This window comes from Kitasatospora sp. NPDC094015 (genome assembly GCF_040304075.1).
Lineage (GTDB): Bacteria > Actinomycetota > Actinomycetes > Streptomycetales > Streptomycetaceae > Kitasatospora.
The window spans coordinates 21,487-44,046 of sequence record NZ_JBEOUL010000007.1; the positions used below are offsets into that span (position 1 = coordinate 21,487).

At 71.5% G+C, this 22,560-nt stretch carries 15 protein-coding genes; 12 read left to right on the top strand and 3 right to left on the bottom strand.

Translation table 11 applies throughout. The features are described 5' to 3' along the window. Positions 1–148: 148 nt before the first annotated feature. From ABT014_RS11155 to ABT014_RS11185, 7 genes are all read left to right on the top strand, one after another. Complete coding sequence (locus ABT014_RS11155) at positions 149–4,447, top strand: galactose-binding domain-containing protein (protein WP_350638417.1); 4,299 nt, start codon at positions 149–151, stop codon at positions 4,445–4,447. A 310-nt stretch (positions 4,448–4,757) separates the two neighbouring features. After that, positions 4,758–6,155, top strand: coding sequence for an extracellular solute-binding protein (locus ABT014_RS11160; RefSeq protein WP_350638418.1), 1,398 nt, complete (start codon positions 4,758–4,760; stop codon positions 6,153–6,155). 78 nt (positions 6,156–6,233) lie between these two features. Next, a complete protein-coding gene (locus tag ABT014_RS11165; protein ID WP_350638419.1) occupies positions 6,234–7,181 on the top strand; it encodes a carbohydrate ABC transporter permease in 948 nt (315 codons plus the stop codon). A 12-nt stretch (positions 7,182–7,193) separates the two neighbouring features. Next, positions 7,194–8,063, top strand: a complete 870-nt coding sequence (locus tag ABT014_RS11170) for a carbohydrate ABC transporter permease (RefSeq protein WP_350638420.1) — start codon at positions 7,194–7,196, stop codon at positions 8,061–8,063. Positions 8,064–8,112: 49 nt separating this feature from the next. After that, entirely contained in the window at positions 8,113–9,729 is a 1,617-nt protein-coding gene (locus ABT014_RS11175; protein ID WP_350638421.1) for a glycoside hydrolase family 13 protein, read from the top strand. A 59-nt stretch (positions 9,730–9,788) separates the two neighbouring features. Further along, the gene (locus ABT014_RS11180; protein WP_350638422.1) at positions 9,789–10,151 is read left to right on the top strand and encodes a DUF1304 domain-containing protein; all 363 of its coding nucleotides are present in this window, start codon (positions 9,789–9,791) and stop codon (positions 10,149–10,151) included. Beyond that, positions 10,148–10,714 (top strand): TetR/AcrR family transcriptional regulator, encoded by a 567-nt coding sequence (locus ABT014_RS11185; protein WP_350638423.1) that lies wholly within the window; start codon positions 10,148–10,150, stop codon positions 10,712–10,714. Before ABT014_RS11180 ends, ABT014_RS11185 begins: the two co-directional genes overlap by 4 nt. A gap of 20 nt (positions 10,715–10,734) precedes the next feature. Here ABT014_RS11185 and ABT014_RS11190 read toward each other — a convergent pair whose 3' ends face one another. Then, entirely contained in the window at positions 10,735–11,790 is a 1,056-nt protein-coding gene (locus tag ABT014_RS11190) for a glycoside hydrolase family 18 protein (protein ID WP_350638424.1), read from the bottom strand. Positions 11,791–11,943: 153 nt separating this feature from the next. Between ABT014_RS11190 and metH the strand changes: the two genes are divergently transcribed. The 3 genes from metH to ABT014_RS11205 all read left to right on the top strand — a co-directional run bounded on the left by metH (position 11,944) and on the right by ABT014_RS11205 (position 18,261). Continuing rightward, positions 11,944–15,468, top strand: a complete 3,525-nt coding sequence (gene metH, locus ABT014_RS11195) for a methionine synthase (protein WP_350638425.1) — start codon at positions 11,944–11,946, stop codon at positions 15,466–15,468. 138 nt (positions 15,469–15,606) lie between these two features. Beyond that, entirely contained in the window at positions 15,607–16,305 is a 699-nt protein-coding gene (locus tag ABT014_RS11200; RefSeq protein WP_350638426.1) for an HAD family hydrolase, read from the top strand. Positions 16,306–16,650: 345 nt separating this feature from the next. Beyond that, positions 16,651–18,261, top strand: coding sequence for an ABC transporter substrate-binding protein (locus ABT014_RS11205; RefSeq protein ID WP_350638427.1), 1,611 nt, complete (start codon positions 16,651–16,653; stop codon positions 18,259–18,261). Positions 18,262–18,345: 84 nt separating this feature from the next. On the opposite strand, the gene ABT014_RS11210 is transcribed toward ABT014_RS11205, so the two are convergent. Further along, positions 18,346–19,017: a response regulator gene (locus ABT014_RS11210; protein WP_350638428.1), complete on the bottom strand. Its 672-nt coding sequence runs from the start codon at positions 19,015–19,017 to the stop codon at positions 18,346–18,348. Between the two features lie 46 nt (positions 19,018–19,063). After that, on the bottom strand, positions 19,064–19,957 hold the full coding sequence (locus ABT014_RS11215; RefSeq protein ID WP_350638429.1) for a RecB family exonuclease: 894 nt from the start codon (positions 19,955–19,957) through the stop codon (positions 19,064–19,066). Between the two features lie 245 nt (positions 19,958–20,202). Here ABT014_RS11215 and ABT014_RS11220 point away from each other — a divergent pair, with 245 nt between their 5' ends. After that, positions 20,203–21,411, top strand: coding sequence for a site-2 protease family protein (locus ABT014_RS11220; protein WP_350638430.1), 1,209 nt, complete (start codon positions 20,203–20,205; stop codon positions 21,409–21,411). 73 nt (positions 21,412–21,484) lie between these two features. Then, positions 21,485–22,447, top strand: a complete 963-nt coding sequence (locus tag ABT014_RS11225; protein WP_350638431.1) for a tRNA (adenine-N1)-methyltransferase — start codon at positions 21,485–21,487, stop codon at positions 22,445–22,447. Positions 22,448–22,560: the final 113 nt, after the last annotated feature.

Here is a 22,560-nt window from a genome sequence, read left to right on the forward strand (position 1 = left end):
TGATTCAGGCTGCAACTACTTCACGCGCCGAGCCCGAAGTGGAGCCGCGCCCAGCAGCCGCGCACAGCACCGGAGTTCCGGGCCGCCGTCCGACAGCGGCGGCCCGGTCAGCTGTCACAGATCGCGCACTCAGAGACAGAGGGACGCAATGAGATCGAAGCGCATACCGTCGCGGCTCACGGCGGGAGCGGCCGTGCTCGGCCTGCTCCTGCTGGGCGGGCCGCTGCTCCCGGCCGCCCAGGCCGCCGGCGGCCCCAACCTGGCCGCCGGCAAGCCGGTCACCGCCAGCAGCGTGGGCGACGTCTACGCGGTCGGCAACGTCAACGACGGCAACCAGTCCAGCTATTGGGAGAGCGCGGGCAACGCCCTGCCGCAGTGGGTCCAGGTCGACCTCGGCAGCGCCGCAGCGATCGACCAGGTGGTGCTCAAGCTGCCCACCGCCTGGGAGTCGCGGACCGAGACGCTCACCCTGCAGGGCAGCACCGACGGCTCGAACTTCTCCACCCTGGTCGGCTCCGCCGTCTACTCCTTCGACCAGGGCGCCGGCAACACCGTCCGGATCAACTTCGCCTCCACCAGCGCCCGTTACGTCCGGGTGAACGTATCCGCGAACACCGGCTGGCCGGCCGCGCAGTTCTCCGAGTTCGAGGTCTACGGCGCCGCCTCCGCCTCCGGCAACCTGCTGGCCGGGCGCCCGGTCACCACCAGCAGCGCCAACTCCCCGTACACCGGCGGAAATGCGGCCGACGGCAACCAGGGCAGCTACTGGGAGAGCGCCAACAACGCCTTCCCGCAGTGGATCCAGGGCGACCTCGGCTCCGCCGTGCCGGTGAACAAGGTGGTGCTCAAGCTGCCCGGCGGCTGGGGCGCCCGGACGGAAACCCTCAAGGTGCAGGGCAGCACCGACGGCAGCACCTTCACCGACCTGGTGGCCTCCACCGCCTACGCCTTCGACCCGGCGACCGGCAACACCGTCACGGTCAACCTGGCCACCGCCACCACCCGCTACCTGCGGCTCACCGTCACCGCCAACTCGGCCTGGCCCGCCGCCCAGCTGGCCGAGTTCGAGGCGTACGGGCCGGCCACCGGCGACGTCCAGGCGCCGAGCGCACCCGCCAACCTGGCGTACACCCAGCCGGCGTCCGGGCAGATCCGCCTCGCGTGGAACGCGGCCACCGACAACGTGGGCGTCACCGGCTACGACATCTACGCCGACAACGTGCTGCTCACCAGCGTCGCGGGCAGCGTGCTCAACTACACCGACAGCCGCCCGGACAGCGCCACCGTCTCCTACTACGTGAAGGCCAAGGACGCGGCGGGCAACCAGTCCGCCGCCAGCAACACGGTCACCCGGACCGGGCAGGGCGGCGACACCCAGGACCCGTCCGCGCCCGCCGGCCTGGCGTACACCCAGCCGGCCTCCGGCCAGATCAAGCTGACCTGGGGCGCCTCCGCCGACAACGTCGGGGTGACCGGCTACGAGGTGTACGCCAACGGTGCGCTGCGCACCACGGTCGCGGGCAATGTGCTGACGTACACCGACAGCCAGCCCGACAGCGCCACCGTCTCCTACTACGTGAAGGCCAAGGACGCGGCGGGCAACCGCTCGGCCACCAGCAACACGGTGATCCGGACCGGCCAGAGCGGCGGCACCGGCACCAACCTGGCGGCGGGCAAGCCGATCACCGGCTCCTCCTCGGTGTTCACCTTCGTGGCGGCCAACGCCAACGACAACGACCCGGCCACCTACTGGGAGGGCGCCCCCGGCAGCTACCCGGACACCCTCACGGTGGCGCTCGGGGCCAACGCCGCCACCAGCTCCGTGGTGGTCAAGCTCAACCCGAACAGCGCCTGGTCGACCCGGACCCAGACCATCGAGGTGCTCGGCCGCGAGCAGAGCGCCACCGGCCTGACCCGGCTGGTCGCACCGCAGAACTACACCTTCGACCCGGCCTCCGGGAACACCGTCACCATCCCCGTCAGTGCGACCGCGGCCGACGTCCAGCTGAGGATCACCGCCAACAGCGGCTCCGCGGCCGGCCAGGTGGCCGAGTTCCAGGTGATCGGCACTCCGGCGCCCAACCCGGACCTCACCGTCACCGGCATCACCGCGACGCCCGCCGCCCCGGTGGAGACCGACGCCGTCCAGCTCTCCGCCACCGTGCGCAACGCCGGTACGGCGGCGGCCGGCCCGAGCAGCGTCAACTTCTACCTGGGCACCACCAAGGTCGGCACCGCCCAGGTCGGCGCGCTGGCGGTGGGCGCCACCGCCACCGTGAGCGCGAGCATCGGGGCCCAGAACGCGGGCAGCTACCAGCTGACGGCCAAGGCCGACGAGCCGAACGCCGTGATCGAGCGGGACGAGACCAACAACGACTGGACCAGCCCCACCGCGCTGACGGTCAGCCCGGTCGCCAGCTCCGACCTGGTCGCCGCCCCGGTCGGCTGGACCCCGGGCAACCCCGCCGCCGGCAACAACGTCGCCTTCACGGTGGCGATCAAGAACCAGGGCACCGTGGCCTCGGCCGGCGGCAGCCACCCGATCACCCTCACGGTCGCCGACGCCACCACCGGCGCCGTGGTCCGCACGCTGACCGGCTCCTACACCGGCGCCATCGCTGCGGGCGCCACCACCGCCCCGGTCTCGCTGGGCAGTTGGACGGCGGCCAACGGCAAGTACACCGTCCGGACGGTGCTGGCCGCGGACGGCAACGAGCTGGCGGTCAAGCAGGGCAACAACACCACCACCCAGCCGCTGTACGTGGGCCGCGGCGCCAACATGCCGTACGACACCTACGAGGCCGAGGACGGCGTACTGGCCGGCGGCGCTGCCGTGGTCGGCCCGAACCGGACCATCGGCGACCTGGCCGGCGAGGCCTCCGGGCGCCGGGCCGTGACGCTCAACTCCACCGGCTCCTCGGTGGAGTTCACCACCAAGGCGGCCACCAACACGCTGGTCACCAGGTTCTCCGTCCCGGACGCGCCCGGGGGTGACGGGATCAACTCCACCCTCGACGTCTACGTGAACGGCAGCTTCCTCAAGGCGATCGACCTGACCTCCAAGTACGCCTGGCTGTACGGCAACGAGACCTCACCGGGCAACGGCCCGAGCGCGGGCGGGCCGCGGCACGTCTACGACGAGGCGAACCTGCTGCTGGGCACCACCGTGCCCGCCGGCAGCAAGATCAAGCTGCAGAAGGACGCCGCCAACTCCAGCCAGTACGCGATCGACTTCGTCAGCCTGGAGCAGGCCACCCAGACCGCCAACCCCGACCCCGCCCGGTACGCCGTGCCGGCCGGCTTCACCCAGGGCGACGTGCAGGCCGCGCTGGACCGGGTGCGGATGGACACCACGGGCACGCTGGTCGGCGTCTACCTGCCCGCGGGCGACTACCAGACCGCCAACAAGTTCCAGGTCTACGGCAAGGCCGTGAAGGTGATCGGCGCCGGCCCGTGGTTCACCCGGTTCTACGCGCCGGGCGGCCAGTCCAACACCGACGTCGGCTTCCGCGCGGAGGCCTCGGCCAACGGCTCGACCTTCGCCGGGTTCGCCTACTTCGGCAACTACACCTCGCGGATCGACGGCCCCGGCAAGGTCTTCGACTTCTCCAACGTCGCCAACATCACGATCGACAACATCTGGACCGAGCACATGGTCTGCATGTACTGGGGTGCCAACACCGACTCCATGCGGATCACCAACTCGCGGATCCGGGACACCTTCGCCGACGGCATCAACATGACCAACGGCTCCACCGACAACCTGGTCTCCAACAACGAGGCGCGGTCCACCGGCGACGACAGCTTCGCGCTGTTCTCCGCGATCGACGCCGGCGGCGCGGACGAGAAGAACAACGTCTTCGAGAACCTCACCGCCGTGCTGACCTGGCGGGCGGCCGGGATCGCGGTGTACGGCGGCTACGCCAACACCTTCCGCAACATCTACATCGCCGACACCCTGTGCTACTCGGGCGTCACCATCTCCTCGCTGGACTTCGGCTACCCGATGAACGGCTTCGGCACCGACCCGACCAACCTGCAGAACATCTCGCTGGTCCGGGCCGGCGGCCACTTCTGGGGCGCCCAGGTCTTCCCGGCGATCTGGGTCTTCTCGGCCTCCAAGGTCTTCCAGGGGATCCGGGTCAGTGACGTCGACATCGTCGACCCGACCTACAGCGGCATCATGTTCCAGACCAACTACAGCGGCGGACAGCCGCAGAACCCGGTCACCGACACGGTGTTCACCAACGTCTCGATCTCCGGGGCCCGCCGCAGCGGCGACGCCTACGACGCCAGGTCCGGCTACGGGATCTGGGCCAACGACATGCCGGAGGCCGGCCAGGGCCCGGCGGTCGGCTCGGTCACCTTCAACCACCTCACCCTGAGCAACAACGCCAAGGACATCCAGAACTCCACCTCGACCTTCCACATCACCGTCAACCCGTAGCACCGAAGCTCCGGAGCAGGGCGGGCACCGGGGTGCCCGCCCTGCTCCGGCATGCCCGCGACCAGCGCCGACAGTGGCTTACGCAAGCGAGAAGTCGTGTTTTTGCGAAATCTCGTCGACATCTTGTGGTCATCTGTCGAGACTGGTTAAGTAGTCGACGCCAGCAGGCGATGCGTCACCGCAGCAGCAGAGGTACGACCTCGCGCGCTTCCCCGCCACCCGACTGTGCTCCTCGGAGGCGGCCCCACCGGAAATCACGGGCTACTCCCGCGCCCAGGCGCTGCCCACGTGCTCGAAAGGGTCCACCCGCATGAACAGAGACCGGCTCATCCGCAGATCCGTCGCCCTCGCCGCCGCGGCCGGCCTGGCGCTCGGCGCCGCCGCCTGCAGCTCCTCCGGCTCCGCCGGCTCCTCGGACCAGGGCGCCTCGTCCGACGCCGCCGCCCCGCTGGACCCGGCCACCAAGGTGACGATCAGCATCGACTGCCAGCCGCCGGTCACCAAGGCCGCCGAGCGCAAGCAGTGGGCGGACGACGTCGCGGCCTTCAACAAGCTCTACCCGAACGTCACGGTCCGGGCGAAGGACGGTTTCCCCTGCGAGGAGCCCGCCGCGTTCACCGCCCAGCTCAAGGGCAAGACCCAGACCGACGTCTTCTACAGCTACTTCACCGACCTGAACCAGGTGCTGGACGCCGACGGCGCCGAGGACATCTCGGCGTACGTGAACGACACGAGCATCCCGGCCCTGAAGGACATCGACCCGTCCGTGCTGGCCACCCTGAAGTCGGACGGCAAGCTGTACGGCCTGCCCTACTCCAACTACAAGATGGGCCTGATCTACAACCGCAAGCTGTTCACCCAGGCGGGCCTGGACCCGGACAAGCCGCCGACCACCTGGGAGGGCATCCGGGAGGCCGCCAAGAAGATCGCCGCCCTCGGCAACGGCGTCAACGGCTACGGCGACTACAGCGCCACCAACCAGGGCGGCTGGCACTACACGGCCGAGCTCTACGGCCTCGGCGGCTCGATGACCACCCCGGACGGCAAGAAGGCCGCCTTCAACACCCCCGAGGGCAAGCAGGTCCTGCAGAACCTGTACGACATGCGCTGGACCGACAACAGCATGGGCGCCACCCAGGGCCTCAAGTGGCCCGACCTGATGACCCAGATGTCCACCGACAAGCTGGGCCTCTACGTCGGCGCCCCGGACGACATCACCTACATGGTGCAGACCCTCAAGGGCAACTACGCCGACTACGGGATGGGCCCGATGCCGGGCGGCAAGGCGGCCCTGCTCGGCGGCAACGACTACCTGTTCAAGAAGGGGTCGACCCCGGACCAGATCAAGGCCGGCATCGCCTGGATCAACTTCAAGTTCCTCACCATCGGCAAGGGCCAGTTCGACTACGCCCGCAACAAGACCGACGGCTTGCCGGTCGGACTGCCGCAGCCGTTCTTCTTCACCGGCGCCAGCCTGGACGCGGACAACAAGGCCAAGGCCGCCGACGCCACCGTCCCGGTGCAGAACTACGCGCCGTACCTGGCCGCCTCCGTGCCCGGCAAGACCGAGCCGGCCAACGCCCAGCAGATCTACAAGGTGATGGACAACGCCGTCTCCGCCGTCCTGACCGACAGGAACGCCACCGTCGACAAGGTGCTCTCGGACGCCGAGAACCAGGTCAACCAGGTACTGGCGAGCCTGCGGTAGCGGCTCGCGGGGGCCGGCCCGCCGGCCGGCCCCCGCGCCGCCCGCACCTGCCCAGCCAGCCGATCAGGAGCATCACCCATGGCAGCGATCAGCGTCTCCGTCCGCCGCAAGCCCGTCGGCCCCGACCAGGGCCGTGCCCCCGCCTCCCGCCGCGCAGCCCTGCGCCAGCGCGTCCGCCAGCACCTGACGGCCCATGGCTTCCTGCTCGGCGCGCTGCTCTGCTTCGGCTACTTCGCCTGGTACCCGATGGTCCGCGAAGTCATCATGAGCTTCCAGCGGACCAAGCGCGGCCGCACCACCTGGGTCGGGCTCGACAACCTCGACCACATCCTCCAGGACCCGGCCTTCTGGCAGGCCTGGCGCAACACCCTGCTGTTCACCGTGCTCGCCCTGGTGCTCGGCTTCGCGGTGCCCTTCGTGGTCGCGGTGCTGCTCAACGAACTGCGGCACGCCAAGGCCTACCTGCGGATCCTGGTGTACCTGCCGGTGATGATGCCGCCGGTCGCCTCGGTGCTGCTGTTCAAGTACTTCTACGACCCCGGGCACGGCCTGTTCAACAGCATCCTCGCCCACCTCCACCTGCCGACCTCGGCCTGGCTGAACTCGGCCGGCACCGCGATGATCTCGGTGGTGATCGCCGCCACCTGGATGAACATGGGCGGCGCCACCCTGATCTACCTGGCCGCCCTGCAGGGCATCCCCGGCGAGCTGTACGAGGCCGCCGAACTGGACGGGGCCGGCCTGCTGCGCCGGATCTGGCACGTCACCATCCCGCAGACCCGGCTGATCCTCTCGATGCTGCTCCTGCTCCAGGTCGTCGCGACCATGCAGGTCTTCGTCGAGCCGTACCTGCTCACCGGCGGCAACGGCCCGCAGGGCTCGACCACCACCGTGGTCTACCTGATCTACCAGTACGCCTTCAACTTCAACAACTACGGCAGCGCCTCCGCGCTGGGCCTGGTGATGCTCGTCGTCCTGGCCGGCTTCTCGGCCCTCTACGCGCGGCTGAGCCGCACCGCCGACTGAGGAGCGGCCGCGATGCGCACCCTGATCTCCGACACCCAGCTGAACCGCCGCGGCGGGCGGATCGTGTACCGGATCGTGCTCACCCTGGTGGTGGTCACCTTCACCCTGGTCTTCCTCGGCCCGCTCTACTGGCTGGTCACCGGCGGCCTGAAGTCCACCCGCGAGGTGCTGCAGAACCCGCCGACGCTCTTCCCCGCGCAGATCCACACCGACACCTACCGTGAGGCGTGGAGCCAACTGCGGATGGGACGGCTGTTGTTCAACACCCTGTACTACGCCTTCGGGGCGCTCGCGCTCCAACTGGTTTTCGACGTCGCGGCGGCCTACGCCCTGTCGAAGCTGCGGCCGGTGCTGGGCAGGGCGATCCTCGGCATGATGCTCGCCACCCTGATGATCCCGGCGGCGGTGCTGATCGTGCCGCAGTACCTGACCGTGCTCGATCTGCCGCTGCTGCACGTCAACCTGATCAACACCCCGTGGGCGATCTGGCTGCCCACCGTGGCCAACGCCTTCAACATCTTCCTGCTGAAGCGGTTCTTCGACTCGATCCCGGAGGAGCTGATGGCGGCGGCCGCCATCGACGGCGCGACCCCGCTGCGGGCGCTGTGGTCGATCGTGCTGCCGATGTCCCGGCCGATCCTCGGCGTGGTGTCCATCTTCGCGGTGGTCAACGTCTGGAAGGACTTCCTGTGGCCGATGCTGGTCGAGCCGGACCCGGCCCGGCAACCGCTCAACATCGGCATCAACTCGCTCTCGCTCGGCGTCTCGCAGAACGTGATCATCGCGGCGCTGGCGATCGCCTCGGCCCCCACCATCGTGTTCTTCCTGATCTTCCAGCGCAACATCATGGCCGGCCTGACCTCGGGCAGCCTCAAGGGCTGACGTTCCGTCAACCTCCTTATCCTGTCGACCCTCCGAAAGGGGCCCCACCGTGGCACAGCAGCCCGAGCATTCGGACTGGTGGCGGGACGCCGCGATCTACCAGGTGTACCCGCGCAGCTTCGCCGACGGCAGCGGCGACGGCACCGGGGACCTTGCCGGGGTCCGCTCCCGCCTGCCGTACCTCGCCGAACTCGGCGTCCAAGCCGTCTGGTTCAACCCGTGGTACCCCTCGCCGATGGCCGACGGCGGCTACGACGTGGCCGACTACCGGGACGTCGATCCGGCCTTCGGCACACTGGCCGAGGCCGAGAAGCTGATCGCCGAAGGCCTGGAGCTGGGCATCCGGACCATCGTGGACGTGGTGCCCAACCACGTCTCCGACGCCCATCCGTGGTTCCGCGCCGCCCTCGCGGCCGGCCCCGGCAGCCCCGAGCGGGAGCTCTTCCACTTCCGCCCCGGGCGCGGCGAGCACGGCGAGCTGCCGCCGAACGGCTGGCGGTCCGAGTTCGGCGGCTGCCCGTGGACCAGGACCAGCAACGCCGACGGCACCCCGGGCGACTGGTACCTGCACCTGTTCGCCGCCCAGCAGCCCGACCTCAACTGGGCCCACCCGCAGGTGCGTTCGGAGCACGAGTCGATCCTGCGGTTCTGGTTCGACCGGGGCGCGGCCGGGGTGCGGATCGACTCCGCCGGCCTGCTCGCCAAGGACCCGGCGCTGCCGGACTTCGAGCCGGGCCGCGACCCGCACCCCTACGTCGACCGGGACGACCTGCACGGGATCTACCGCTCCTGGCGCGCGATCGCCGACTCCTACGCCGAGCCCCGGGTGCTGATCGGTGAGATCTGGGTGCCCGACACCGCGCGGTTCGCCCGCTACCTGCGCCCGGACGAGCTGCACACCGCCTTCAACTTCGACTTCCTGGCCCGGCCCTGGGACGCGGCGCAGCTGCGTGCCTCGATCGACGCCACGCTGGCCGCGCACGCCCCGGTCGGGGCCCCGGCCACCTGGGTGCTGGCCAACCACGACGTCACCCGGACGGTGACCCGGTACGGCCGGGCCGACACCCGGTTCGACTTCGCGGCCAAGGCCTTCGGCACCCCCACCGACCGGCCGCTCGGGATCCGCCGGGCCCGGGCGGCCGCCCTGCTCTCGCTGGCACTGCCCGGCTCGGTCTACCTCTACCAGGGCGAGGAGCTCGGCCTGCCGGAGGTGGAGGACCTGCCGCTGGAGCGCCTCCAGGACCCGATGCACCTGCGCTCCGGGGGCACCGACCCGGGCCGCGACGGCTGCCGGGTGCCGCTGCCCTGGTCCGGCACCGAGCCGCCGTACGGCTTCGCGCCGCCCGGCGTCGAACCGTGGCTGCCCCAGCCGGCCGACTGGGCCGCCCTGACGGTCGAGGCCCAGTCGGGGGACCCGGACTCGATGCTGGAGCTCTACCGGGCGGCGCTGCGGATCCGGCGTACGACCGTGACGGGGGAGTTCGCGTGGCTGCCGGCCGGTGACCGGGTGCTGGCGTTCCGGCGCGCGGGAGGGTTCGGCTGCGTGGTCAACCTGGGCGCCGATCCGGTGCCGCTGCCCGCGGGCGCGGCCGTGCTGCTGGCCAGCGGGCCGGTGACCGGCGGTCTGCTGCCGGCGGACACGGCGGCCTGGCTGCTCGACTCGTAATTCTTCTGGACAGCTGTCTATGATTGCTGGACAGTTGTCCATGAGAGAGCGGGCGTGCCGTGCAGATCCTTTCCGTCGTCCTGGTGGCCCTGGTGGCCGTGCTGCACCTCTACTTCCTGGTGCTGGAGATGTTCCTGTGGGAGCGCCGGCCGGGCCGGGAGCTGTCCGGCTTCGACGCCGAGCTGGCCCGGGTCACCGCCCCGCTGGCCGCCAACCAGGGCCTCTACAACGGTTTCCTGGCGGCCGGCCTGCTGTGGGGACTGATCGCGGCCGATCCGATCGGCTACCGTGTCCAGGTGTTCTTCCTGAGCTTCGTGGTGGTGGCCGGCGGCTACGGCGCGGCCACCGCCAACCGGCGGATCCTGGTCGCCCAGGCCCTCCCGGGCGCGCTGGCGCTGGCCGCCGTACTGGTGGCCGGGTGACGGCGGCGGGCGGCGATCCCCGGGCCGAGCGCACCAGGTCCGGGCTCCGGGCGGCGCTCCTCGCCGAGTGCGCGCAGCGCCCGCTCGACCAGGTCAGCGTCTCGGCGGTGGCCCGCCGCGCCGGCGTCGGCCGGGCCACCTTCTACCTGCACTACCAGGACCTCCAGGCGCTCGCGGTGGACGCCTGCGCCGAGGTGGCCCGGGAGGCGGTGGAGGCGCTGCACGCCTGGCGGGGCATCCCCGACCCGGCCGCGCCGCCGCCCGCCATGGTGGAGTTCTTCGCCCGGGTCGGCGACCGCGCCGACCTCTACCGCTCGCTGCTGCTCCCGGCCGGCGCCGGACCGCTCGGCGAGCTGCTCAACCGCGAGCTGCGCGAGCGCAGCCGGGCCGAACGGACCCTGGTCGGCGCCCCCCACCCGGACGTGGTCGCCTCCGCGGTCGCCGGGGCCTTCACCACCCTGCTGGCCGACTGGCTGCACGACCCCGACCCGGCCGCCCCGCCGGTGGCGTCCGGCCAGGCCTGGCGGCTGCTGATCGCGCTGAACCGCACCCCGTTCGACTGACCGGCCCCGCACCGGAGCGGTCAGCGCCGGCCCCACCCGTCCCGGTACGCCGCCCAGTCCGCGTCGGTCGCGGTGAAGTCCACGTACAGCGCCAGCCCGAACGACCGCCGCGCGCTGTCGCCGAGCCCGAGCCGGGCGCCGCGGACGGCCGCGCGCACGGTCTCCGCCGACCCGCGGTGGCTGAAGGTGTCGTCCCAGTACGCGGGCAGCCCCATCAGCAGGTCGACCCGGTCGGGGGTGACCTCCAGGGCCAGCCGGGTCTGGTGCACCACGTACCCGCCGTACAGCGACTCCAGCTGCATGCTGGTGTCGTAGGACATCAGCGCCACCTGGTCGACCCGCCGGGCGGTCTCGGCGAAGTACGCCTGCGACCACCACTTGCCGTGGCCGGTCAGTCCGGTGCCGGCCACGTGCAGTCCGGGCACCGGGTCGATCTGCGGCGCCGCCACCGACAGCGGCACGCCCCGCGCGGCGGTCATCGCGTGCGCCTGGTCGAGCAGGGCGAGCCAGCCGGGATCCTCGGAGTGCACCGGCTCCATGTCGAAGTGCAGCCCGTCGAAGCCGAGGTCCAGCACCTGCGTGCCGGAGGCGGTGATCCGGTCCCGGACGTCCGCGCGGTCGAGGTGCAGCCCCTCCTTCTCCGGCGCGACCACGTCGCCGAGCCAGGACTGCACCCGGATGCCGGGCAGCGTGCGGTGCACCTGCTCGACGAACCGCCGGGCCGCCGGGTACAGCGCCGGGTCGAGCGAGCCGTCGTGCGCCAGCGGGCCGGTGTGCACGTACAGGTCGCGGATGCCGGTGCCGGCCAGCCGTCGGCCGAGCTCGGCGAGGTCCGCGTCCCCCTTGCGGCCGTCCACCCAGGCGTGGCCCAGCCAGACCGCGTCCCGGCCCCTGGTCCTGGCCTCGGCGGCCGGCTCGCCGGTGTACGCGAGGCGCAGCGCGGCGGCCGCGCCGGCCACCGGGAGCAGCAGCAGGACCAGCCCGAGCAGGGCCGCGACACCCGTCCGGCGCCACCGCCCCCACCTGCTCCACCGCGCCCGCAGCAGCCTCAGCCGCGCCCGTATCGCTTGTCGCACAAGGCCTCTCCCATCTCGTCCGGCGTCCATCAGGACGCCCACGATGCGAAACGGGTTCCGTGTCGGCGGCCCCGGACGGATACCCTGACCGCGTGCGTCCCGGAACACCGGAGGGCCGCATAGCCGACAGCCGTCGCACTCAGGAGCAGCCACATGGCCACAGCCGTCCCGTCGTCCGCCCAGGAAACCTCCGTCCAGCAGGGTCGTGCGAACGCCCTGCGCGAAGCCCTCGCCACCCGGGTGGTGGTGGCGGACGGTGCGATGGGCACGATGCTGCAGGCGCAGGACCCGACGATGGAGGACTTCCAGCAGCTCGAGGGCTGCAACGAGGTCCTGAACGTGACCCGCCCGGACATCGTGCGTTCGGTGCACGACGCCTACTTCGCGGTGGGCGTGGACTGCGTGGAGACCAACACCTTCGGGGCGAACCACGCGGCCCTGGGGGAGTACGACATCCCGGAGCGGGTGTTCGAGCTGTCGCAGGCCGGTGCCCGGATCGCCCGCGAGGCGGCCGACGCCTTCGCGGCCCAGGACGGCCGGGAGCGCTGGGTGCTCGGGTCGATCGGGCCCGGCACCAAGCTGCCGACGCTCGGCCACGCCCCGTACGAGCTGCTGCGGGACGGCTTCCAGCGCAACGCCGCCGGCCTGATCGCGGGCGGCGCGGACGCGCTGCTGGTGGAGACCAGCCAGGACCTGCTGCAGACCAAGGCGGCGGTCCTGGGCAGCAAGCGGGCGCTCGCCGAGGCGGGGCTGGACCTGCCGGTGCTGGTGCAGGTGACGGTGGAGACCACCGGCACGATGCTGCTCGGCTCGGAGATCGGCGCGGCGCTGACGGCGCTGGAGCCGCTCGGCGTGGACTACATCGGCCTGAACTGCGCGACCGGCCCGGCCGAGATGAGCGAGCACCTGCGCTACCTGGCGAAGAACGCCCGGGTGGGGCTGTCCTGCATGCCGAACGCGGGCCTGCCGGTGCTGGGCAAGGACGGTGCGCACTACCCGCTGTCACCGGCGGAGCTGGCGGACGCGCACGACGTGTTCACCCGGGACTACGGCCTCTCGCTGGTCGGCGGGTGCTGCGGCACCACCCCGGAGCACCTGCGCGCGGTGGTGGAGCGGGTGCGCGGTCGGGAGGTCGCCACGCGCGACCCGCAGCCGGACCCGTCGGCGGCCTCGCTCTACCAGTCGGTGCCGTTCCGCCAGGACACCTCGTACCTGGCGATCGGGGAGCGGACCAACGCCAACGGTTCGAAGAAGTTCCGCGAGTCGATGCTGGCGGGCGACTGGCAGGCCTGCGTGGAGATCGCCCGGGAGCAGATCCGGGACGGGTCCCACCTGCTGGACCTGTGCGTGGACTACGTCGGCCGGGACGGCGTGGCGGACATGAAGGAGATCGCCGCCCGGCTGGCGACCGCCTCGACGCTGCCGATCGTGCTGGACTCCACCGAGCCGGACGTGCTGCGGGCCGGCCTGGAGGCGCTCGGCGGCCGCGCGCTGCTGAACTCGGTGAACTACGAGGACGGCGACGGGCCCGACACCCGGTTCGGGAAGGTGGCCTCGCTGGCCCGCGAGCACGGCGCCGGCCTGATCGCGCTGACCATCGACGAGGAGGGCCAGGCCCGCACCGCCGAGACCAAGGTCGCGATCGCGGAGCGGCTGATCGCCCAGCTCACCTCGGAGTACGGGATCGAGGAGAGCTCGATCCTGGTGGACTGCCTGGCCTTCACCCTGGGCACCGGCCAGGAGGAGTCGCGGCGCGACGGCATCGAGACGATCGAGGCGATCCGCGAGCTGAAGCGGCGTCACCCGGACGTGCAGACCACGCTGGGCCTGTCGAACATCTCCTTCGGCCTGAGCCCGGCCGCCCGCATGGTCATCAACTCGGTGTTCCTGAACGAGTGCGTGGAGGCCGGCCTGGACTCGGCGATCGTGCACGCCTCGAAGATCCTGCCGATGGCCCGGATCCCCGAGGAGCAGCGGGAGGTGGCGCTCGACCTGGTCTACGACCGGCGCACCGCCGACTACGACCCGCTGCAGAAGCTGCTCCAGCTGTTCGAGGGCGTCTCGGTGGCCTCCAGCGCCGAGTCGAAGGCGCAGGAGCTGGCGGCGCTGCCGCTGGAGGAGCGGCTGCAGCGGCGCATCATCGACGGCGAGCGGGCCGGGCTGGAGGCGGACCTCGACGAGGCGCTGCTGGAGCGCCCGGCGCTGGAGATCGTCAACAGCACGCTGCTGGCCGGGATGAAGGTGGTCGGCGAGCTGTTCGGCTCGGGGCAGATGCAGCTGCCGTTCGTGCTCCAGTCGGCCGAGGTGATGAAGACCGCGGTGGCGCACCTGGAGCCGCACATGGAGAAGTCCGACGACGAGGGCAAGGGCACCATCGTGCTGGCCACCGTCAAGGGCGACGTGCACGACATCGGTAAGAACCTGGTCGACATCATCCTGTCGAACAACGGCTACACGGTCGTCAACCTCGGTATCAAGCAGCCGGTTTCGGCGATCCTGGACGCCGCGGTGGAGCACAAGGCGGACGTGATCGGGATGTCCGGGCTGCTGGTCAAGTCCACCGTGATCATGAAAGAGAACCTCCAGGAGCTGAACCAGCGCAACCTGGCGGCCGACTACCCGGTGATCCTCGGCGGCGCCGCGCTGACCCGCGCCTACGTCGAGCAGGACCTGCACGAGATCTACGAGGGCGAGGTCCGCTACGCCCGGGACGCCTTCGAGGGTCTGCGGCTGATGGACGCGCTGATCGCGGTCAAGCGCGGGGTCCCGGGGGCGGCGCTGCCCGAGCTGCGCCAGCGCCGGCACGCCCGGGTGGAGGTCGAGGAGCCGGTCGAGGAGCCGAACCTCGGGCAGATCCGCTCGGACGTGGCGGTGGACAACCGGGTGCCGGCGCCGCCGTTCTGGGGCGACCGGATCGTCAAGGGCATCCCGTTCGCGGACTACGCTTCCTGGCTCGACGAGGACGCGCTGTTCAAGGGCCAGTGGGGCCTGAAGGCCGCCCGCACGGGCGAGGGCCCGTCGTACGAGGAGCTGGTGGAGACCGAGGGGCGGCCGCGGTTGCGGATGTGGCTGGACCGGCTGCAGACCGAGGGCTGGCTGGAGCCGGCGGTGATCTACGGGTACTACCCGGCGAACGCCAAGGGCGACGACCTGATCGTCTTCAACGAGGACGGCTCCGAGCACACCCGGTTCACCTTCCCGCGCCAGCGGCGCGGCCGCCGGCTGTGCCTGGCGGACTTCTTCCGCCCGGAGGAGTCGGGCGAGCGGGACGTGCTCGGGCTGCAGGTGGTGACCATGGGCAACCGGGTCTCGGAGGCGGCGAACGAGCTGTTCGCCAACAACGCCTACCGCGACTACCTGGAGCTGCACGGCCTGTCGGTGCAGCTCGCGGAGGCGCTGGCGGAGTTCTGGCACGCCCGGGTCCGGTTCGAGCTGGGCTTCGGCGACGAGGACCCGCAGGACGTCCGGGACATGTTCGCGCTGAAGTACCGCGGTGCGCGGTTCTCGCTGGGCTACGGGGCCTGCCCGGAGCTGGAGGACCGGGCGAAGATCGCCGAGCTGCTGAAGCCCGAGCGGATCGGCGTGGTGCTCTCCGAGGAGTTCCAGCTCCACCCGGAGCAGTCCACCGACGCCATCGTCATCCACCACCCCGAGGCCAAGTACTTCAACGCCCGGTAATCCGCGCCTTGCGCTCCGTTCGCGGCAAAACCGGACACCGGGCGTAAGCTTGATGATCCTGAACGGGCCGGTCCGCTCACCAGCGGGCCGGCCTGTGCCATCCCCCGGGATGGTCGGCACTCGGAAGGGACCACCCGCATGACGACCGTTTCCACCTCTGCCCGGACCACCGGCGACGGCGCGGGCCTGCAGGCGGTGCTGCTCGACATGGACGGCACCCTGGTCGACACCGAGGACTTCTGGTGGCAGGCCGAGTCCTCGCTCTTCGCGGAGCTCGGCCACCAGCTGGACGAGGCGGACCGGGCCCAGGTGGTGGGCGGCCCGATGAGCCGGGTGATCGACTATCTGCTGGGCCGCACCGGCGTGAGGCTCACCCCGGAGGAGCTGACGGTGCTGATCAACCAGCGCTTCGTCGACCTGCTGGCCGGTGGCGTCCCGCTGATGCCCGGCGCCGAACGGCTGCTCAACACGCTGGCCGCGCACGGCATCCCGGCGGCCCTGGTGTCCGCCTCGCACCGGCACATCATCGACATCGTGCTGCGCAGCCTGGGCGCCCACCACTTCGCCTTCTCGGTGGCCGGGGACGAGGTGGTGCGCACCAAGCCGCACCCGGACCCGTACCTGGCCGCGGTGGCCCGGCTCGGCGCGGAGCCCGGCCGCTGCGTGGTGGTCGAGGACGCGCCGACCGGCGTGCGGGCGGCGGAGGCGGCCGGCTGCCCGGTGATCGCGGTGCCCTCGGTGGCGGCGATCGAGCCCGCCCCCGGCCGGACCGTGCTGGCCTCGCTGGAGCAGGTGGATCTGGAGCTGCTGCACGCGGTGGTCGCCGCCCGGGTGTGAGATTGCTCTCTTTCGGGCGATTCGCCGTTTCCGTACCGCGCACCGATGGCAACGGTGCGTGCTCATGACCACGGGCAAATCGGGCATTGGCTGACAAGTCATCGGGGTGGTCGATCGACGGTCCGTCAGGGTGGGCGAACGGGCACGATTCGTACATGTTCGATGTGGCACGCTACATCCGACTCAGTGCCCTGACCCTCATGCCGCGTCAGCTCCGCCGCCGGGTAATCCCGCCGGGGGTGCGGCCGCGGTCGTACGGCCCTTCGAAGCCTGCCCCACTCCGGCAGGTGGGCGAGGCCCCCGGCGCCCACCGCAGCCGGCCGCATGCAGAAGGAACCCAACCGAATGACTTCCGCCAACCGCCGCATGGCCGTCCTCAGCTGCGCGGCCCTGGTGGCCACCACGGCCGCCGGCTGCGCCTCCGCGACGAAGGTCGTCACCGGCGGTGACTCCAGCGGCGCGATCACCATGGGCACCACCAACGTGACCAGCGTCCTGGACCCGGCGGGCGCCTACGACGCCGGCTCCTGGATGGTCCTGAACAACACCTTCCAGTCGCTGCTGAAGTTCCCGGCCGGCGCGACCGTGCCGCAGCCCGATGCCGCGCAGTCCTGCGAGTTCACCGGGTCGGACGCCAAGACCTACCACTGCACCCTGCGCAGCGGCCTGAAGTTCTCCAACGGCCACGCGCTGACCGCCGCCGACGTGGTCTTCTCGGTCCAGCGGATGCAGAAGATCGACGACAAGAACGGCCCGTCCTCGCTGCTGTCCACCATCGCCTCGGTCGAGGCGAGCGGCGACGCCGAGGTCACCTTCCACCTGAACGCCCCGGACGCGGTGCTCCCGGCCAAGCTGGCCTCCGCGGCCGGCTCGATCGTCGACCACCAGGTGTTCCCGGCCGACAAGCTGCTGGAGAACTCCAAGCTGGTCGGCTCCGGCCCGTACAAGATGGACTCGGTCGAGGAGGCGGACGCCGAGAGCCACTCGATCGGCAAGGTCTCGCTCTCGGCCAACTCCAACTACAAGGGTGACGCCAAGCTGCAGAGCGACAAGTTCGCGCTGCGCTTCTTCGCCAAGGCGGACGAGCTGAAGACCGCGCTCGACAAGGGCGACGTCGACGTGGCCGACAACAGCCTGGAGCCGTCCGCCGCCGCCCAGATCAAGAACGACGAGCTGGCCGGCAAGGGCAACCTCAAGGTGGCCGAGGGCGACGGCGCCGAGACCCGCTTCCTGGTCTTCAACACCAAGGACCCGATCGGCGGCAACGTCGCGGTCCGCCAGGCCATCGCGCAGCTGCTGGACCGCAAGGCGCTCGCCCGCGACGTGTACGCGAGCACCGTCCAGCCGCTCTACTCGGTGGTCCCGACCGGCATCACGGCCCACAACACCGCCTTCTTCGACAAGTACGGCGAGGCGGACGTCAACAAGGCCAAGAAGATCCTGACCAACGCCAAGATCACCACCCCGATCAAGATCACCCTGACCTGGTCGCGGGCCCGGGCCGGGGCGGACGAGCTCAACCTGGTCAAGAAGCAGCTGGAGGCCAGCGGCCTGTTCCAGATCACGGTCGAGCAGGAGCCCGACTGGAACGCCTTCAAGGCGGGCTGGGACGCCGGCAAGTACCAGGCCTACACGGTCGGCTGGACCCCGGACTACGCCGACCCGGACGACTTCATCTCCCCGCTCGTGGTGGACGGCGGCGCCTTCCACAACGGCTGGGACGACCCGAAGATCAGCCAGAGCCTGGTCCCGGACAGCATCAAGTCCACCGACCGCACGGCCGGCGGCAGCTACAACCAGATCCAGAAGCTGATCGCGGACGCCGTGCCGCTGCTGCCGATGTACCAGAACAAGTCCTTCTTCGCCTCGCGCAACGACATCACCGGCATCGAGGGCACCATGGACACCACCGGCGTGGTCCGGTTCTGGGAGATCGGCCGGGTCAAGAAGGGCTGACCCCATCCCGTCACCACCGAGGCCCGGTCCCCCTGCGCAGGGGGACCGGGCCTCGGTCGTGCGGGCGGCGGGCCCGCCGCGGCGTCAGAGCGCGCCGGGGCGCACCAGGCCGCTCTCGTAGGCGTACACCGCGGCCTGCACCCGGTCGCGCAGCTGGAGCTTGGTCAGCACGTGCCCGACGTGGGTCTTCACGGTGGTCTCGCTGACGAACAGTTCGGCGGCGATCTCGGCGTTCGACAGCCCGCGGGCCACCAGCCGGAGCACCTCCACCTCACGCTCCGTCAGCATGGTGAGCGCCTGCGGCGGCAGCTCCTCGCCGGACGGCAGCCGGGTGGCGTACATGTCCAGCAGCCGGCGCGTCACCGACGGGGCCAGCATCGCCGCGCCGTCCGCCACCACCCGGATCGCCTGGACCAGCTCCTCCGCCGGCACGTCCTTCAGCAGGAAGCCGCTGGCCCCCGCGCGCAGCGCCTCCACCACGTACTCGTCCAGGTCGAAGGTGGTCAGCACGAGCACCTTCGCCGGGCCGTCCCGCCCGGGGCCGGCGATCCGCCGGGTCGCCTCCACGCCGTCCATCCGGGGCATCCGGATGTCCATCAGCACCACGTCCGGCTGGAGTGCCCGGACCTGGTCCAGTGCCTGCTGGCCGTCCCCGGCCTCGCCGACCACCACCAGGTCGGACTCGGCCTCCAGGATCATCCGGAAGCCGGTGCGCAGCAGCGGCTGGTCGTCGACCAGCAGCACTCGGATCGTCACCTGTGACTCCTCTTGCTCATCTCTTGGTCCCCCGTCGGGATCGGACTCAGCCCTGCTCGGGCAGCGTGACGTGGATCGGCAGCGGGTACGGCGGCGGGGTGCCGCCGAACTCGGGACAGCTGGCCTGGTGGTCGCACCAGTCGCACAGCCGGTTGCGGGTGGCCGGGAACTCCCCGGTGGCGACCGCCCGCGAGATGGTCGCCCAGAGCGCCTCCAGCTTGCGCTCCACCGCGATCAGGTCGGCCTCGTCCGGGTCGTAGGTGACCACGTCGCCCCCGCCGCCCAGGTAGACCAGCTGCAGGCGCTTGGGCACGACGCCCTTCCAGCGCCAGACCACCAGGGCGTAGAACTTCATCTGGAACATCGCCTTGCCCTCGAAGTCCCGCGAGGGCGCCCGGCCGGTCTTGTAGTCCACCAGCCGGACCTCGCCGCTCGGGGCGACGTCCACCCGGTCGATGTACCCGCGCAGCAGCAGGCCGGACTCCAGCGCGGTCTCCACGTAGAGCTCCCGCTCCACCGGGTGCAGCCGGGTGGGGTCCTCCAGCCGGAACCACTGGCCGACCAGCTTCTCGGCGTCCGCCAGCCAGCGGGCCAGCGCGGTGGCGGCGGCGTCCTCGTCCTGGCCCGGCAGGTCGAACAGCTCGGCCAGCTGCGGCCGCTCGCCGAGCAGCCGCTCCCACTGCGGGCGCAGCAGGTCCACGGCGCGCTGCGGGGTGCGTTCCTCGGCCGGGCTGTCGAACAGTCGCTCCAGCACGGCGTGCACCAGCGTGCCCCGGGTGGCCGCCGGGCTCGGCGGCTCGGGGAGCTTGTCGATCACCCGCAGCCGGTAGAGCAGCGGGCAGGTCATGAAGTCGCCGGCCCGGGAGGGGGACAGGCCGGTGGGGGCGGTGGCCGGCCTCGGCTGCGCGGTCGCGGCGGGGTCGCGGTCGGTCTGCTGCATACCCAGACCCTATTGCCCGCCGCTCACATCTCGCTGTCAGGGCACCGGACGGCGGCCCGCGACCCGGGAAACGCCGAGGACCCGACGGCACCAACGGGGGCGCACGCGGCGTTGTACGGGGTATAGACCCATGCGAGGGGCGCGCGCCGAATCGCGCGCGCGATCACGTAGCGTGGGCGCACCGACCGCGGACGCCACCACGGGCACGCACCGACCGACCACCGGACGAAGAGCGAAGGGGCAGCGTGAGCGACACCAGGGGGCAGCAGACCTCCGCGGGGCCACCGGCCGGCGACCCGGACGGGCCCGACGGCGACGAGCCGCGCGGCGGGATCCTGATGGGCCGCCCGTTCGGGGTGCCGGTCTACGTCACGCCGTCCTGGTTCGTGATCGCGGCCCTGATCACCTGGATCTTCGGCGACCGGCTCTCCGAGGTGCTCCCCGAGCTCGGCTTCACCCGGTACCTGGTGGCGCTCTCCTTCGCCGTCGCGTTCTACGCCTCGGTGCTGGTGCACGAGCTGGCCCACACCGTGGTGGCGCTGCGCTACCGGCTGGGCGTGCGCCGGATCCGGCTGCAGTTCTTCGGCGGCGTGTCGGAGATCGAGAAGGAGGCGCAGAGCCCCGGCCGGGAGTTCTGGCTGGCCTTCGTCGGCCCGCTGCTCTCGCTGGTCCTCGGCGGGGTCTTCTACCTGGCCGTGCGGGCGGTGGACACCGGCACCGTGCCCGGCGTCCTGCTGGCCGGCCTGATGGTGTCCAACCTGGTCGTCGCCGCCTTCAACCTGCTGCCCGGCCTGCCGCTGGACGGCGGCCGGATGCTGCGCGCCGTGGTGTGGGGGATCACCGGCCGACCGATGACCGGCACCGTGGCGGCCGCCTGGGCCGGCCGGATCCTGGCCATGGCGGTGCTGATCGGCCTGCCGCTGTTCAGCGCCGCCCAGGCCGGCCCGGACCGCTCCACGGTGGACACCCTGATCGACGGGGTGCTGGCCGCCGTGCTCGCCGTGATCATCTGGGTCGGCGCCACCAACAGCGTCCGCAACGCCCGGCTCAAGGAGGCTCTGCCGCTGCTGGAGGTCCGCGACTTCACCCGGCGGGCCGTCCACGTCACCGCGGACACCCCGCTCGGCGAGGCGATGCGCCGGGCCCGGGAGGCCGAGGCCGGGGCGATCCTGGTGGTGGACGGCGCCGGCGCACCGGTCGGGCTGGTCAAGGAGCACGCGGTGAGCGCCGTCCCGGAGCACCGCCGCCCGTGGATGTCGGTCGGCTCGCTGGCCCGCGACCTGGAGCCCGGCCTGCGGATCCCGCTGGACCTCACCGGCGAGCAGCTGCTCGCCGCGCTGCGCCGCACCCCCGCCACCGAGTACCTGGTGGTGCGCCCCGACGGCTCGCCCTACGGCGTGCTCACCCTCGCCGACCTGGAACGCCGCCTCACCGCGGCGCTCGCCGGTCGGTGACCGCGGCGGGGCCGGGCGGGGGCGGGGGCAGCACTGGTCGGACGGGCGTCCGGCTTCCCCTAAGATTGTCCGCATGTCCGAACCGACCGGTGCCACCCGCCGACGCGGGCCCTTCCAGGTCGGGGACCAGGTTCAGCTGACCGACCCCAAGGGCCGTCACTACACGTTCACTCTCCAGGCCGGGAACCAGTTCCACACCCACAAGGGTGCGTTCCCCCACGACGAGCTGATCGGTGCCCCCGAGGGCACTGTTGTGCGTACCACGGGCAACGTGCCCTATCTGGCGCTGCGACCCCTGCTCCCCGACTACGTCCTGTCCATGCCCCGCGGCGCGGCGGTGATCTACCCCAAGGACGCGGGCCAGATCCTCGCCATGGCCGACATCTTCGCGGGCGCCCGCGTGGTCGAGGCCGGCGTCGGCTCCGGAGCGCTGAGCAGCTACCTGCTGCGCGCCGTCGGCGACACCGGCCTGCTCGCCTCCTACGAGCGCCGCGAGGACTTCGCCGAGATCGCCAAGGGGAACGTCGAGCGCTACTTCGGCGGGCCGCACCCGGCGTGGAAGCTCACCGTCGGCGACCTCCAGGACAACCTGGTCGAGACCGACGTCGACCGCGTCATCCTGGACATGCTCGCCCCCTGGGAGTGCCTGGACGTCGCCTCCAAGGCGCTCGTCCCCGGCGGCCTGATCTGCTGCTACGTGGCCACCACCACGCAGATGTCGCGGACCGTCGAGGCGCTGCGCGAGCACGGCACCTTCACCGAGCCGCAGGCCTGGGAGACCATGGTCCGCACCTGGCACCTGGAGGGCCTCGCGGTCCGCCCGGACCACCGGATGATCGGCCACACCGGCTTCCTGCTCACCGCCCGCCGGCTGGCCGACGGCGTCGAGCCGCCGCTGCGCCGCCGCCGCCCCGCCAAGGGCGCGTACGGCGAGGACTACGACAACGGCGAGCCGGAGCTCACGCTGGCCGAGCGGGCCGCCGTCCGGCGCGCCACCCGCCAGGCCGCCGCGGCCGACGCGCGCGAGCTCGACTGACCCGCGCACCGCGCATCCGTGAGGGGTGGCGTCCCGGGGAGACCCGGGGTGCCACCCCTCACTGCTGTCCGCCCGCCCCCACCCGCACCTGCGCCGACCTGCCGCTCGACCCG